At 63.6% G+C, this 14215-nt stretch carries 14 protein-coding genes; 5 read left to right on the top strand and 9 right to left on the bottom strand.

Annotation, left to right across the window (positions count from 1 at the left end):
* Window positions 1–10 precede the first annotated feature (10 nt).
* Genes ACIGGF_RS21740 through ACIGGF_RS21730 form a run of 3 tightly spaced genes read right to left on the bottom strand, consistent with a single transcriptional unit; the run spans window position 11 to window position 2221 of the window.
* On the bottom strand, window positions 11–643 hold the full coding sequence (locus ACIGGF_RS21740; RefSeq protein WP_397523233.1) for a DUF2461 domain-containing protein: 633 nt from the start codon (window positions 641–643) through the stop codon (window positions 11–13).
* Between the two features lie 9 nt (window positions 644–652).
* The gene (locus tag ACIGGF_RS21735; RefSeq protein WP_397523232.1) at window positions 653–1735 is read right to left on the bottom strand and encodes a PucR family transcriptional regulator; all 1083 of its coding nucleotides are present in this window, start codon (window positions 1733–1735) and stop codon (window positions 653–655) included.
* A 6-nt stretch (window positions 1736–1741) separates the two neighbouring features.
* Window positions 1742–2221 (bottom strand): PucR family transcriptional regulator ligand-binding domain-containing protein, encoded by a 480-nt coding sequence (locus ACIGGF_RS21730; RefSeq protein WP_397523231.1) that lies wholly within the window; start codon window positions 2219–2221, stop codon window positions 1742–1744.
* Between the two features lie 182 nt (window positions 2222–2403).
* Here ACIGGF_RS21730 and ACIGGF_RS21725 point away from each other — a divergent pair, with 182 nt between their 5' ends.
* Both ACIGGF_RS21725 and ACIGGF_RS21720 read left to right on the top strand, forming a co-directional pair.
* On the top strand, window positions 2404–3216 hold the full coding sequence (locus tag ACIGGF_RS21725) for an FAD binding domain-containing protein (protein WP_397523230.1): 813 nt from the start codon (window positions 2404–2406) through the stop codon (window positions 3214–3216).
* Window positions 3213–5927, top strand: coding sequence for a molybdopterin-dependent oxidoreductase (locus ACIGGF_RS21720; protein WP_397523229.1), 2715 nt, complete (start codon window positions 3213–3215; stop codon window positions 5925–5927). Before ACIGGF_RS21725 ends, ACIGGF_RS21720 begins: the two co-directional genes overlap by 4 nt.
* Here the strand turns inward: ACIGGF_RS21720 and ACIGGF_RS21715 are convergent.
* From ACIGGF_RS21715 to ACIGGF_RS21705, 3 genes are all read right to left on the bottom strand, one after another.
* Window positions 5899–6336 carry an Lrp/AsnC family transcriptional regulator gene (locus ACIGGF_RS21715; protein ID WP_032397433.1) on the bottom strand — a complete coding sequence of 146 codons (438 nt, stop codon included), beginning with the start codon at window positions 6334–6336 and terminating at the stop codon, window positions 5899–5901. The genes ACIGGF_RS21720 and ACIGGF_RS21715 overlap by 29 nt on opposite strands.
* 98 nt (window positions 6337–6434) lie before the next feature.
* Complete coding sequence (locus ACIGGF_RS21710) at window positions 6435–7145, bottom strand: lysostaphin resistance A-like protein (protein ID WP_397523228.1); 711 nt, start codon at window positions 7143–7145, stop codon at window positions 6435–6437.
* Window positions 7145–8329, bottom strand: coding sequence for an NAD(P)H-binding protein (locus ACIGGF_RS21705; RefSeq protein WP_397523227.1), 1185 nt, complete (start codon window positions 8327–8329; stop codon window positions 7145–7147). Before ACIGGF_RS21705 ends, ACIGGF_RS21710 begins: the two co-directional genes overlap by 1 nt.
* A gap of 54 nt (window positions 8330–8383) precedes the next feature.
* On the opposite strand from ACIGGF_RS21705, the gene ACIGGF_RS21700 reads away from it, so the two are divergent.
* On the top strand, window positions 8384–8986 hold the full coding sequence (locus ACIGGF_RS21700) for a ribulose 1,5-bisphosphate carboxylase large subunit (protein WP_397523226.1): 603 nt from the start codon (window positions 8384–8386) through the stop codon (window positions 8984–8986).
* A 3-nt stretch (window positions 8987–8989) separates the two neighbouring features.
* Here the strand turns inward: ACIGGF_RS21700 and ACIGGF_RS21695 are convergent, their stop codons facing one another.
* Complete coding sequence (locus tag ACIGGF_RS21695) at window positions 8990–10108, bottom strand: acyl-CoA dehydrogenase (RefSeq protein WP_397523225.1); 1119 nt, start codon at window positions 10106–10108, stop codon at window positions 8990–8992.
* A 376-nt stretch (window positions 10109–10484) separates the two neighbouring features.
* On the opposite strand from ACIGGF_RS21695, the gene ACIGGF_RS21690 reads away from it, so the two are divergent.
* Both ACIGGF_RS21690 and ACIGGF_RS21685 read left to right on the top strand, forming a co-directional pair.
* Window positions 10485–11714: an aminotransferase class I/II-fold pyridoxal phosphate-dependent enzyme gene (locus ACIGGF_RS21690; protein WP_397523224.1), complete on the top strand. Its 1230-nt coding sequence runs from the start codon at window positions 10485–10487 to the stop codon at window positions 11712–11714.
* Complete coding sequence (locus ACIGGF_RS21685) at window positions 11711–13276, top strand: NAD-dependent epimerase/dehydratase family protein (protein WP_397523223.1); 1566 nt, start codon at window positions 11711–11713, stop codon at window positions 13274–13276. Before ACIGGF_RS21690 ends, ACIGGF_RS21685 begins: the two co-directional genes overlap by 4 nt.
* On the opposite strand, the gene ACIGGF_RS21680 is transcribed toward ACIGGF_RS21685, so the two are convergent.
* Window positions 13260–13781: a DUF1992 domain-containing protein gene (locus ACIGGF_RS21680; protein ID WP_397523222.1), complete on the bottom strand. Its 522-nt coding sequence runs from the start codon at window positions 13779–13781 to the stop codon at window positions 13260–13262. The genes ACIGGF_RS21685 and ACIGGF_RS21680 overlap by 17 nt on opposite strands.
* Window positions 13782–13963: 182 nt before the next feature.
* Window positions 13964–14215: a modification methylase HgiDII gene (locus ACIGGF_RS21675; RefSeq protein WP_397523221.1), complete on the bottom strand. Its 252-nt coding sequence runs from the start codon at window positions 14213–14215 to the stop codon at window positions 13964–13966.

The following is a 14215-nucleotide window of genomic DNA, read 5'->3' as shown; positions in this document are numbered from 1 at the left end:
CGCGCTGCGCTCACGTGTGCAGTGCCGCGGTCCACTCCACCAACGGGGTGAGGGCCCGCCAGGCATCGCGCACCTTCGTCGCGGCCTTGGGTGTTTCCAGCCAGGCCGGGGAGCCGAAATGCTTGCCTGCGGTGAGCGACTTGTGGCGCAGGAGGTCGATACGAGGGTGCTCGAGTTCATATCCCCGGGGCTTGGTCTTGAGCTTGTCTCCGGCGATCTCGTAGCCTGCCTTCGTCAGTTTCGCCAGGATTCGTTCGAGTTCGGCTCCGCGCACGTCGTCGTCGACGGTCCGGCGGTAGCGCGCAACGCTCTCGGTCGAGGAGTCGTAGAAACCGCCGGCGACGAACAACCCGGCGGGATCTATTTGAACGTAGTAGCCGAGACTGTCGCCGCGAGCGACGAATCCGCCCTGGTGGGTTTTGTACGGCGTCTTGTCCTTGGAGAACCGGACATCGCGGTACGGGCGGAATACCTTGGCTGTGCCGAACTCCGGTTCGAGCGTCGCCAGAAGCGCCGTCATCGGCCCCTTGACCGCGTCGTCGTAGACATCCTTGTGCTCGCTCCACCACAGTTTGCTGTTGTCGGCTTCGAGGTCCTCGTAGAAATCCAGGGCGGTGAAGGGGATACCGGTGAAGCCAGTCATCCTTCGATCCTATGCCGCTCCCGTGGCCGACGACCGAGGGACGGATTGCAGAGCGAGGTAGATGTCCAGTCGGTCCTCGGTGGACCCGAGATCGCGGCCGAGTAGTTCCTCGACTCGCTTGATCCGATACCGGACGGTATTGAGGTGGACGTGCAACGACTCTGCTGTTCTGTTCCAGGAGCCACCGTTCGCCAAGAACTCACGAAGGGTATCGGTCAGACCTGCGTCTGCGCGTCTGTCGTACTCGAGCAGGGGTGACAGAACGTGTTCGACGAACGACCGACGCAAGTCGTCGGGAAGTGACGACAGCATCGACACAGCAGAGGTCAGCTGCGCTCCCGCGGTGACGGTCACCGGGCCGGTGCCGTGCCTGCTCATGTCCAGTGCGTGCCGGGCCGAACGCAACGCGCCGTCGATGGTGAGGCCGGTGGCCTCGGAGCTGACGCCCACGACCAAGCGGCTGCGTCCGATTCCCGAACCCAAGCGGGACAACCGAGTTCGCAGTATCGGAGCGATGTCCGGATCCTCGGTGTTGACGATCGCGACGATGTCGCCGTGCGCACTGCAACCGACGCAACCACCGCCGAAGGAGGTGAGGGTGTCGCTGAGTACGGTCCGCACCATCTCGCGCAGATCGACGCGACCACTGTGCACGACTCTGACGACGACGAGCGGCCGGTCCGGATCGACGCCCGCCTGCCGCAGCCGAGTCAGGGCTTCGGGCCTGGTGGCGTCGGCTTCGATCAATGCCACTGCTTGATCCGCAATTTCGCGCCTGACCAGCCGACCCTCCTCACGTCGAGCACGATCGAGTGCGGCGATGGCCGCGAGCTGGCCGAACGCGTCCGAGATTGCCGGTGGGAACGTCTGCATGTCACCCGCCACCGCGAGGAACCATCGCATCGTCCGCTGCGCGAGCGACGGCCCGATCCCGAAGATGCTGTACGGCTCACCGTCAGCGAGAGTGGTTGTCGTGGGCAGTCTCTCGGAGGAGAGTGCCGCGTGCGTCAGCGTGTCGACGTCGGCATCGGAGAATGCGGCAACCTCGGCCACCAAGCGACGGCCGGTGGCGGTGAAGATCAGGCACGCCATCCCGGTTTACCTGGACGTGTGCAGGGCCAGTTCGTCGAGAGCCCTACCGTCCGCGACCGCGGTGAGCAGTTGGCGTTGTCGCACGAGGGAGCTGTTGAGAGAGGCGATGCGATCGCCGGTGACGCGGCCGACGAGAAACTCCGTCACCTCACCGAACGAGACGGTATCGGGAACGGCCAGCAGTGGTAGTCCGTGTCGCTCGCACGCGTCGACGAGATCGGACGGAATGTGGCCGAGCAGCCCTTCGCCGGCGGCCAGTGCCGAGGCCCCTGATTCGGCGACGGCGCGTACGAACACCTCGCTGTCGGCCGGGCCGCGGTGCCACACGAGGCCGGTGATGACCAGCTCGCCACCCGCGATGTAGCGCGACGGGTCGGGTAGATCGGTGGTGTACGTCCACCGCAGCGTCCGACCCACCGCGTCGGAGTCGGAGGTGAGCAGTCGAATCCCGAGTTGGGTTGCGTCGAGCAAGTCCTTGACCTGCACTCTCGCCCTCCCCTGCTTCGGTGTCGCTGCGCTTGTCCGTGGCCAGGCTATGCGCGGGTTGTTTCCACCGAGTTTCGGTCGTATCGCGAGACTGCCCGAGATCGGTAACAGAAAGTCACTAGAGTTCGATGCGACACATCGAGCGGCGTGCAGTGCCGGCGAGGACGAGGTGAGCGAAGACCATGGATCTCGGCACTGTCGGCGACATTCTGCTTCCTGGCTCGCGCGCCGACCTTCCACCCGGACGTGCGGACACCGCGGTGCTCGCCGGTGGTACGTGGTTGTTCTCGGAGAAGCAGGACCACCTGGCCACGCTCGTGGATATCACGGCCTTGAACTGGGAGCCGTTGACCGTCAACGAGACCGGGCTCTCGATCGCCGCCACCTGCACGATCGAGACGCTGGCGCAGTTCGAATCGCCGTGGCCCGCCGTGGCGTTGTTCCCCCGCTGCGCCGCAGCACTGTTGGCCTCGTTCAAGATCTGGAAGACCGCAACGGTCGGTGGCAACATCGCCCTGGCCCTGCCGGCAGGCGCAATGATCTCGTTGACCGCAGCCCTGGACGGCGTCGGACAGGTGTGGTCGGGTGCCGGGCCCGAACACGACTACCGTGTCGCGATCGACGATCTGATCACCGGTCCGCATACCAATGCCCTTCGCCCGGGAGATGTGCTGCGCAGCATCGAGATTCCGCGCCATGCACTCGAGTCGAGAACAGCCATGCGCAAGCTCGCATTGTCCCCACTCGGCCGATCGGCTGCCCTCGTGATCGGCCGAGTCGATGCCGGCGGCGACTTCGTCCTGACGATCAGCGCGTCGACCGTCCGCCCGTTCGTACTTCGCTTTCCCACTCTGCCGACCAGTGCCGAACTCGACGACGCCCTCGCCGACGCGATCGGCCCCGAGCATTGGTACGACGACCCCCACGGGGCTCCGGACTGGCGTCGCCACATCAGTTGCACTGCAGCGCAACAGATTCGCGAGGAGTTGTCATGATCGTGAACATCAACGGTGTACCGACCGACGTCAGTCCCCGACCCGGGCAATGTCTACGCACCATGCTTCGTGAACACGATCACTTCGAGGTGAAGAAGGGGTGCGACGCGGGCGACTGCGGGGCGTGTTCGGTGCTCGTCGACGGAGAACCGGTGCATTCGTGCATCTTTCCCGCGTACCGTGCCGCGAATCGATCCGTGACCACTGTCGCCGGTCTGGGCACACCGGACGATCTGCATCCCGTACAGCGGCGCTTCGTCGAGGCCGCCGGCTTCCAGTGCGGGTTCTGCACCGCAGGAATGGTCGTCACAGCATCGACCCTCACCGAGAACGACAAGGACGAACTCCCCGAGCGACTCAAGGGAAACCTGTGTCGCTGCACCGGGTATCGCGCCGTATCCGACGCCGTCTGCGGGGTGGTCGACACCGAGAAGTCCGTCGACGGTCCGGCGTGCGGACGGTCCCTCGTTGCCCCTGCAAGCACTCGTATCGTCACTGGAACGGAGCCCTACACCCTCGACCATTCACCTCCGGGGCTCCTGCACGCCAAGGTACTCGGCAGCCCGCATGCACACGCGCGCATCGTCGCCATCGACGTCACTGCGGCAGAGCGAGTTCCAGGGGTCGAGCTGGTACTCACCGCGAAAGACAGCCCGACAACTGCATTTTCGACGGCACGCCACGATCGACGCGTCGACGACCCCGACGACACCCGTGTGCTCGATACGGTGGTGCGGTTCATCGGCCAGCGCGTGGCGATCGTGGTCGCAGATTCGGTCGCTGCCGCGGAGGAAGGGTGCCGTGCCCTGGTGGTCGAGTACGAGGTGCTCCCTGCAGTGTTCGACCCCGAATCCGCGCTACGACCGAATGCACCGAAGATCCACGGCGACAAGGATGCATCGGCTCGTATTGCGGATCCGTCGCGAAATCTGGTGGCGGAGTTGCACGGCAGCACCGGCGACGTCGACTCTGCGGTCCGCGACGCAGCCGCGGTGGTCACCGGACGGTGGACGACGCAGCGAGTACAACACGTACACCTGGAGACGCACGGGACCATCGGGTGGTTGGACGAGACCGGCAAGCTCACTCTGCGCACCAGCACTCAGGTTCCGTTTCTGGTGCGCGACGAGATCTGCGAGATCTTCGGTCTGCCCCGCGACGGCGTGCGGGTGTTCACCGCACGAGTCGGCGGAGGCTTCGGCGGCAAGCAGGAGTTGCTGACCGAGGATGTCGTGGCGCTGGCGGTGCTCCGCACGGGACGACCCGTGCAATTCGAGTTCACTCGAACCGACGAGTTCACGGTCTCGCCGTGTCGTCACCCGTTCCGAGTCGACGTCACCGCTGCCGCGAGCGCCGACGGGACGTTGACCGCGTTGTCGATCGACGTTCTCACCGATGCCGGTGCGTACGGAAATCACAGTCCTGGAGTGATGTTCCACGGGTGCGGCGAGTCCGTGGCGATCTACCGGTGCGCGAACAAGCGGGTCGACGCAAAAACCGTGTACACCAACAACATTCCGTCGGGAGCCTTCCGCGGCTATGGATTGGGCCAGGTGATGTTCGCGATCGAATCGGCACTGGACGATCTCGCCCGGGAGATCGACGTCGATCCGTTCGAGTTTCGTAGACGCAACGTGATCGTTCCCGGCGACGACATCGTTGCCGCACATCTCGAGGAAGACGACCTGCAGTTCGGCAGTTACGGCCTGGATCAGTGCATCGACCTGGCGGAGGCTGCTCTGCGACGCGGCAACGGTGAGTATGCGCCGGCGGGCTGGAAAGTGGGCGAGGGTATGGCTGTGGCCATGATCGCCACCATTCCACCACGCGGCCACCGCGCCGAGACCTCGGTGGCGTTGCTGCCCGAGGGTCGGTACGAGATACGCGTCGGGACTGCGGAATTCGGCAACGGGACCACCACGGTCCACACTCAGATCGCGGCCAGTGAGTTGTGCACGTCCGTCGATCGCATTCAGGTCTTCCAATCCGACACCGATTCCACGACCTACGACACCGGTGCCTTCGGTTCGGCGGGCACCGTGGTGGCGGGCAAGGCTCTGTACGCAGCCGTCCGGACACTGTCGGCACGGATTATCGACGTAGCCGCAACCGTTACCGGACACCGGCGCTCGGCCTGCACACTGGGGCCCGAAGGTGTGCGGTGCGGTGATCGGTTCATCACCCTCGACGAGATCGTGGCGGCGGCGGGAGGATCGTTGGTCGCCGAAGGCAACAGCGGCGGGCTACCGCGATCTCTGGCGTTCAACGTCCAGGCCTTCCGGGTGGCGGTGGACGAGGAGACCGGCACGGTGCGCATTCTGCAGTCGGTCCAGAGCGCCGACGCCGGGACGGTGATGAACCCGCAACAGTGCCGCGGTCAGGTCGAAGGCGGCGTCGCGCAGGCGATCGGCAGCGCGCTGTACGAGGAGATTCTTACCGACGGCGCAGGCCTGGTCACCACCGATTCGATCCGGAGTTATCACGTCCCGCAGTTCGCGGACATTCCTCGGACGGAGGTGTCGTTCGCGGACACCTACGACAGGTTGGGGCCGTTCGGCGCGAAGTCGATGAGCGAGTCTCCGTACAACCCTGTCGCACCGGCTCTGGCCAATGCCATTCGGGACGCAGTCGGAGTCCGCCTCTACGACCTACCGATGTCCTCGGACCGCGTGTGGCGGGCCGTCACCGGTCGTAGAAGGTCTGCAGAATGATCGTGCTGCGCGTACGAACGTTTGCGGTGGCCCTGATTTCCTGCAACAGGCGCTCGAGCGCGCGGGGGGACTCGACCCGTACCAGCAGAACGTAACTTTCCTCGCCTGCGACCGAGTGACACGACTCGATGGCCGAGAGGTGCTTGAGCCTGGCGGGAGCATCGTCCGGTTGGGCCGGGTCGATGGGAGTGATGGCGACGAACGCCGACAGGGGCCGACCGAGGGCTTCCGGATCCACCTGGGCGGTATATCCACGGATCACGCGCCGCGACTCCAGCCGTCGCACTCTCGATTGCACGGCAGAGACAGACAGGGAGGCCTTCTCGGCCAGGGTCGCCAAGGTCGCGCGGCCGTCGGACACAAGCTCGTCGATGATCAAGCGATCGACGCGATCGAGATTTTCACTCACCTGCGCAATCTAGCCCAGGTATCGACAGAATCAGCACGCAGGACCGTTTCCGCTGGCCGAATCGGTGTTTTCGCCTCTTTTCGTTTCACCGTTCGCGATCACACGAACAAGGGCGGCAATGCGAGAACCATGACCGCCGACCAGCTGACATGCGTGAGTATCGGAGCCAGAATTCCTCCCGAGGCACGGCGCTGTAGACCCATCACGTATCCCAGCAGTACAGCAGCGAAGCCGAGCATCGGGTTGCCCGAGGCGAGGGTGGCAATCGCGTAGACGACGGTCGAGATGATCACCGGATGCTTGACGCCGATTGCCGAGTACAGCGCTCCTCGGAAGAAAATCTCCTCGGCCACGCCGTTGAGCAGCGCGATGAACACGATGAGCACCAACGAACCCACCCGGGCATGCGCGAGCACATTCTCTGTGAAGTCGGCCAGCGGCGGAATCTGACGAACCACCAGACCGCCGAGCATGAACACTCCGCCCACCGCGAGACCGATGAGGATGGGCGTGACGATCGGTCGCCTGATCGATCCCCCGACCTGGATACGCCCGAGATGCAGTGGGCCCGAGAGAAATCCGCCCACCGTCCACACCGCCGCCAGCAGCAGCGTCAGCGCGTAGAACACCGGATCGCCCGGTTCGACCTTGAGCGAGAAGTAGAGCACCGTGGCACCGATCACCAGTGTGATCAACACGACGATGCGTCGCTTACGAAACGCCGCGTCGGACTGTCGGTGGTCCCGCTCGACAGGATCGACCAGAGCGGACTTCATCACGTTCAGCGCGGTCGTGGACCACGTTCCCATCACGCCTCCTCGCTATCGGTCAGACGACGCACCGCCGATGCCACGCGTCGATTCACACCGGCCACCACGTCCAGGTTGGTTCGTACCGCTGCCGCAACGGGTTTGGAGGACAGCAGCCGCCGCCCACCGAGCGCCTCGATCAGACCCCATGTTCGGTCGGACGACACCGCAACACCGCGACGCCGAATTCCAAGAGCATCGCCGCCGCTCCACGCTGCGTCCGTGTTCGCCAACCGAAGCGGATCCTTCAGTGCGCACACTCCGGGAGGTTCGCCCACCATGCCTCGCACACTACGGGCCATGGCGTCTGCGATGGTGGTCAGACCACGTGGAGGATCGGGCACGAGTTCGCGTATCCGGTTCTCCGATACCGTCATGGTGTTGTGCAGCGATCCCACCAGATCCTCGGCGAGCCCCGCGGGAACCGGAATGATCCGACCGATCACTTTACCGGCCAGAGCGGTGGGCACGAACGGCACCGGGACTCCGATTCGCTGAAGGCCGGCGGCCTCGACGTATGCGAATACCAGATCGCGATACGGAACCACGTCCGGGCCACCGATGTCGTAGGAGCCCGCCGGGACCGTCTCGGGGTCGGCGGACGCCACCAAGTAGGTCAGTACATCGTCGACGGCGATCGGCTGCACAGGTTCGGCGAGCCAGCTCGGCAGCGGCAGTACGGGCAAGCGGTCCGCGAGGTAACGCAACATCTCGAACGACGTCGACCCGGCACCCATGACGATGGCGGCTCGAAGCCAGACCAGTTCGATTCCGTCCACCGTCAACGCTTCCCCGACGTCCGCGCGACTTGCCAGATGCTCCGAGAGGTTGTCGTCGTCCGGTACGAAGCCCCCCAGATACACGATCCGACGCACACCCGCGTCGGCTGCCGCCGCGGCGAACTGCTCGGCGGATCGGCGATCCTGCGCACGATAATCGGACTCGCCGATGGCGTGCACCAGGTAGTACGCCACATCGATATCGCCGGTCTTCTCGAACGCAGCGGCGCACGACTGCTCGTCGGTGACATCGAGCGCCACCGCGGTGACCGCGTCGTAGAAGTCGAAGGTCTGAAGATTGCTCGGAGTACGAGAACCGACGACGACGTCGACGTCGTCGGCCAGCAGTGTTGCCACCAGCCGCGACCCGATGTATCCGCTGGCACCGGTCACGAGGACTCTCATGGTACGAGGCTAACGGCACTCGGGGCGTTGTGTCGGTGTGGCATTGTCGCTCCTATGGCTCTGGTTCTGGCAGGTGTAGCGCTCCCCGATCCGCTCGGTACCGAAACAGCGCTTCGGCGGGGCGTCGCGGTGGCGCGGGTCGGTGTGGGCTGGATGATCACCACCGCCGAATTCGCGCTTACCCTGCCCGGCCGAATCGAAGCACTGCTGAACCAGATAGAGACATTGATGACACGAATCGATCGGGTGATCGACTCGGCCGACGCTGTCGTCGCCAGGGTGCAGCGAACGACCGGTGCCGCCGACGAGGTCGTGGCATCGGCATCGGCCGCCTCGCACACTGCTCTCGAGCTGATCGAACTCTTCGACCCCATTGCCAAGCAGGCCGAGCCCATGGCGAAGAAGTTCGTCGACAATCTGTCCGACGAGGAGGTCGACGCCGCCATCGCCATGGTGGATCAACTACCCGGCCTTCTCGATCACATGGAAGCGCTGCTCCCGATTCTCGCCACCCTGGACACGGTGTCCCCCGAAATTCACGAATTGCTCGGTGTGACCAAGGATGTACGACGCGCTGTGATCGGCATCCCTGGGTTCAAGTTTTTCCGTAACCGAGGCGAGGACAAACTGAACGAGGACGAGCGCACCGAAGACTGACCACTACTTGACGAAGGCGAAATCCTCACCCGCGTGGAAACGGGCCAGGGTCTCCGAAATGGATCGTCGCGATGGCGGATGAAATGCAAAGGCGTGCAATGCCGATGCGACGTACGCGATCTCGGGTGACTTGATGAAACCGATCCCGCCGAGCGATTCGATGGCAGCCGAACTACTACGGACGAGTGCGTCACGTATCGCGATGCGGTTGAACAACAGCTTCACCGAAATATCCTGTCCACGTTCACCTTCGTCGAAAGCGCGGGCGACGTTCTCGATAGCCGCCATGGACACCTCGAGTTCGGCCGCCGCCCGAACGTAGCCCTCGTAGTCGCCCTTGTTCTGCTCGATCATTTTTTCGAGCAACGAGGTTGCTGCACCGATGTAGTTGGCGGAGATCAACATTCCGAACCAGAGGTAACCCGTCATCTCGTGCACGCCGTCGGGATCGTCGTCCTTGTTGGGCAGAACCAAGCTCGCGGGTACCTCAACGCTCTCGAGCAGAACTTCTTCGCTCTGTGCGCCCGCCAGAATGTCGGTGGTCCAGAACGGCTTCACGCTCATATCCGGCAGGCTGGCCGGAATCAGAGCGACGGCGCGGTCACCGGAGTCGATCTCGACGCTACAGGTCAGCAGGTCCATCGAACGAGCCAGGCTGCACGGCTTCTTGCTTCCGTTGACGATATAGTTGTCGCCCTTCTTCACCGCTGTCATCGTCGGAATGAACACACTTCCGCCGGTGACGCCCTCGGAGAATCCGGACGCGACGATCGCCTTCTGCTCGACCAATCCCTTGATCAGCGCACGGTCGTCCTCGGTGGCATCGCGAGCGAACTCCGTCAGCGAGGCAAGCGAGAGGTGGTGCATGGTGGTTCCCGCGCCGAGCGAAGGCGAGCGAGACCCGATGGCACGTTGTGCACGCACCGCGTCGATGGCCGGAGCACCGAGACCCCCCAATTCGGCCGGAACCACCAAACCGGTACCGCCGAACTCCTTGAACTTGTCGATCGCGTCCGATTCGCGAGATTCGAGTCGGTCCAGCGGAGTGTCGTCGAGATATTGCAACAAGCCCGGCATGTATTGTTCGAGCGTTTCTCTTTCGCGCACCATTAATCCAGTCATTGTTCATCTCCTTGTATCACTAATCGATTGTGCGCCACTGGTATCTTGCACAATCGGTCAATTCGTACCATGCGTTGAATTGGACAAATCAGCCAAGTGTCGATATGGACAGCAGTAATGCAGGTGAATTCGCGCTGAATCTCGACAGTACCCGGCCACCTGCGGAGATAAACTAAAGAACTCGTAAAATTTTACGCAGCGAAAGAGACTGAAATATTTTTTCAAGTTTGATTTACCAACCAATTTACGATGCGAGAGCGTCTTTCGAGACACGGAATATTCTTTGGCCGAAAGCCAATCTATTTCGATCACCGCGCCGAATGCACTCATGAATTCGCGACAAACCACAAACAACTCTGTGAGGAGTTCAGTACAGATGGTCGTCAACAGATTGATGAAACGACTCGGTGGCGACGAACGCGTGGACTTGCTGCGGGCAGTTCGAGACGCCGACGTAGCCCCGTACTTCCGCAAGATGGAATCGGCCGTCGCGCCGATCGTCCGCGTGGAGGGCCGGGACAAGATCATGCTCGGGTCCAACAACTACCTCGGCATCGCCGACCATCCGAAGGTTGTCGAGGGGGCTCAGCACGCGCTCGACACGTTCGGTGGTGCCGTCACCGGAAGTCGTTTGCTCAACGGCACGTTGGACCTCCACCTCGAACTCGAACACGAGATCGCCCAGTGGCACGGAACCGACGACGCACTCGTCTTCACCACTGGGTACCAAACGAACCTCGGCACGATCAGTGCGATCGTCGGACCCGGCGACACGATCATCGTCGATTCCGCGGCCCACGCGTCGATCCGCGACGGCAGCGCGCTCTCGGGCGCGTCTGTGGTCAAGTTCAAACACAACGACATTGCCGACCTCGAAGACAAGCTCCAGCAGCCTGTGGTCGACGACGGAGCCGTGCTGGTCATCGTCGACGGCTTGTATTCCATGGAGGGCGACCTCGCACCACTCGACGCGGTGTCGGAGCTGTGCCTGCGCTATCACGCCGCGCTGATGGTCGACGAAGCTCACAGCCTCGGCATTTACGGGCCCGAACTCACCGGAGCCGCAGAGCTGTTCGGCATCACCAAAGACGTCGACGTCACGATGGCATCGCTGTCGAAGAGCCCCAGCTCCACCGGCGGGTTCGTCACCGGATCCAGCGAATTGATCGACACTCTCCGGGTCAAGGCCCGCGCCTTCCTGTTCACAACCTCCGGCGTACCTGCTGCGGTGGGTGCCGCGTTGGCATCCGTGCGCCTGATCCGAAGCGATGAGGGCAAGGATCGGGCTCGGCGCGTACTCGACAATGCCGAGATCCTGCGTGGTGGACTGCAATCGGCCGGGCTCGATGTGGCGGGCCGCTCGGCGACACCACACGGAGATACGGCGGCCCCCATCGTCTCACTCCACATCGGCGACGACCTCGTAGCCATGAGTCTGTGGAAGAACCTCTACGACCGCGGCATCTTCACCAGTGCTGCATTGCATCCCGCCGTTCCGAAGTCGGGTGCCATACTGCGCCTGTGCGTGATGGCTACGCACACCGAACAGCAGCTCTCGACCGCCACCGAGCAGATCATCGAGGCCGTAGCGGAACTGCCGAAATGAGCGAGCACCACCGCGGCTTGCGGATCGCGGTCACCGGAGCCACCAGTGACTTCGCAGCCGCGATACTGCCCAGGCTGTTCGATGACCCCGAGGTGGACTCGGTCATCGGAATAGCCCGTCGCCCAGCCCGAGTCACGGACCCGAAGTTCACCTCGCTCCGCTCGGACATTCGCTCTCCCGACCTCGAGGAGACGTTCGAAGGATGCGACGTCGTGCTGCACTTGGCGTTCGTGGTCGAGGAGCTCAAGGACAAGACCGAAACCCACGACATCAACCTGCGAGGCTCACGCAACGTCATCGATTCTGCCTATCGAGCAGGCGTTACCCGAGTGGTGATCGCGTCGAGTATAAACGCCTACGGTGCCGACATCGCTCCGGAACCACTCACCGAGAACAGTTATCCTGCAGGCGATCCCAATCGCTATTACTTCTACGACAAGGCCGAGGTCGAGCATTACGCAGAGTGGTGGCTCCGTAGGCACCCCGGTGAGATGACCATTTCCATGTTGCGGTGCACCTACATCGTCGGACCGGACTTCGCCAACGACGGGATCGATCAGTTCACCGGGCCGATCGGAGCGTTTCCCGACGCTGATCGGGCGTCGTACCAATTTCTGTACCAGGACGATATGGCCGACGCATTCCATCGTGCGGCCAAGACCGATCTCGTGGGCCCGTACAACCTGGGTCCGGTGGATTGGGTAGGTGTGCGCGAACTCGCTGCGATGCAGGGGCAGTTGATGTTCGACGTCCCGCAGAAGGCCGCAACGCACGTCGCGAACATGGCTTTCAGGCTGGGGCTCACCCCGTTCTCGGGCCAGTGGGTCACGCCGGGTGAGCCCATTGTCGATTCCTCGGCCCTCGGCCGCGCGACCGGCTGGGCACCGACACTCACCGCACACGAGAGCGCAGCGGTGATGATTCTGCTGAAAGGCAAGTCGTTGCTGCGACGGGGTGACGCCCTCGTACGCGGCGTCGCGTGCGAAGCGGCGTTGCGCCCGGCGTCGGGAGCTGTTGCGTTGAGCCGATCCGATGTCGCGGCACTGCAGGTGGAACATCGCCAGCTCGAGACCGGCGACGGAAGCGTGCACGTCGAGATCCATCGGGCTTCCGTCGGATCCGGACAGTCGGTGGTACTCGTCGCCAACGCGGGTCTGCATGCGCGTTATCTCACGTCGTTGGCCTCGGACATTGCTGCCGGGGGCGTCGATGCTGTGCTGCTCGATCTACCCGGACACGGTTTGAGCACCGGTCCACGCGGTCGGTCGTCGGCAGCGCAGACCACCGAGGCCGTGGATGCCGCACTACGATTCGCTCGAGTCGAGCTAGATACCGCGCCGGTTTCTGTGCGCAGCGGAACCCGCCACGCGGCGGACACTCTGATCGGCGGGATTGTCAGGCGGGCCACCGGATGGAAGACGATGGAAGAACCGGCCTCCTCCGACAGGCTGCTGCCATCGAAGATTCGGGTCGACGGAACAGCCGACATTCCGTTCGTGTCGACGGCCGCCGATGCGCTGGCCCTCTGCACGACGGCGACGGGTCTCAGCGCCGCCGGGTGAATGTCCGACGCGCGCGCGTCCACCACGATGTGCCTGAAGTACCGAATTCCGATGCTCGAGGGTCGGCCGACTGCGAGCGATGCTCGCGCTCCAGTCGGTCCACCTCGGCTCGGTTGGTTCGCCACTTCGCGAGCCATGCGTCGACGTCGACCGGCCCCAACGGCACTATCGGCGGCGTCGGAAACCGTATCCAATCGACTATGCGAGCATTCAACTCGTCCAAAACATCTCGTGCCGAGTCCTCGCGCCGAATCCCTATCAGGATGGACGGCAACCGCTCGATCTCCTTGCGCAGCTGCAGTGCGGTGGGCAGCAATGCGTCGGCAGGCAGGTTCTCCCGCTTCAGGTAACCACGTACCCACCACAGCTCGTCGCCGGGATCGCCCACCGGTATCGGCTTTCCGGTGCCCTCGAGACCCTCGAACGCACCGTTGTCCTGCGCCTCGCGTATCTGCTTGTCCACCCAGGACTCGAACGTGACTCCTGGCTTCTTGCGTTCGGTCACCCCATCGACTGTAGATCCGGCACCGGGCTCTCCGCCACGTCCGCCGCACCCGAGCGTTCACGATCGGGCACCGGACGCGGCATTCTGCGGATTCCACTCGATACCGAACCGTCAGGTGGGGCCGGCGACCACGACGAAGCCCCGACCCTCGAAAAAGCCGGGGCAGACGTCGGGACGACGGATCAGCCGTATTCGGCGACCAGTCGATCGAACTCGTCGCGGTCGATCACCCCGGGCTCGTTGATGGCGAGCGCCTGCGCGTACTTGCTCGCCAGGTGGTAGTCACGACCGAGTGGCCCGTGCTCGGCGTCGTCCTCGTCGGACTGGGTGCTCGCCCCCGGAGGCACCTCGTTCTGCAGGCCGTTGGTCTTGCTGCCGAGCAGAGCGTCGAGCTTCGCGGAAATCTTCTGCATGATCTCTTGGTCGTCGGTCAT

The organism is Rhodococcus sp. NPDC078407 (assembly GCF_044542515.1).
Lineage (GTDB): Bacteria > Actinomycetota > Actinomycetes > Mycobacteriales > Mycobacteriaceae > Rhodococcoides.
This window is presented reverse-complemented; position numbering and strand designations above follow the sequence as displayed.

Coding starts and splice junctions, on each gene's coding strand:
- ACIGGF_RS21740 (WP_397523233.1), bottom strand. CDS start 643: ATGACTGGCTTCACCGGTATCCCCTTCACCGCCCTGGATTTCTACGAG.
- ACIGGF_RS21735 (WP_397523232.1), bottom strand. CDS start 1,735: ATGGCGTGCCTGATCTTCACCGCCACCGGCCGTCGCTTGGTGGCCGAG.
- ACIGGF_RS21725 (WP_397523230.1), top strand. CDS start 2,404: ATGGATCTCGGCACTGTCGGCGACATTCTGCTTCCTGGCTCGCGCGCC.
- ACIGGF_RS21720 (WP_397523229.1), top strand. CDS start 3,213: ATGATCGTGAACATCAACGGTGTACCGACCGACGTCAGTCCCCGACCC.
- ACIGGF_RS21710 (WP_397523228.1), bottom strand. CDS start 7,145: ATGGGAACGTGGTCCACGACCGCGCTGAACGTGATGAAGTCCGCTCTG.
- ACIGGF_RS21705 (WP_397523227.1), bottom strand. CDS start 8,329: ATGAGAGTCCTCGTGACCGGTGCCAGCGGATACATCGGGTCGCGGCTG.
- ACIGGF_RS21700 (WP_397523226.1), top strand. CDS start 8,384: ATGGCTCTGGTTCTGGCAGGTGTAGCGCTCCCCGATCCGCTCGGTACC.
- ACIGGF_RS21695 (WP_397523225.1), bottom strand. CDS start 10,108: ATGACTGGATTAATGGTGCGCGAAAGAGAAACGCTCGAACAATACATG.
- ACIGGF_RS21690 (WP_397523224.1), top strand. CDS start 10,485: ATGGTCGTCAACAGATTGATGAAACGACTCGGTGGCGACGAACGCGTG.
- ACIGGF_RS21685 (WP_397523223.1), top strand. CDS start 11,711: ATGAGCGAGCACCACCGCGGCTTGCGGATCGCGGTCACCGGAGCCACC.
- ACIGGF_RS21675 (WP_397523221.1), bottom strand. CDS start 14,215: ATGACCGACGACCAAGAGATCATGCAGAAGATTTCCGCGAAGCTCGAC.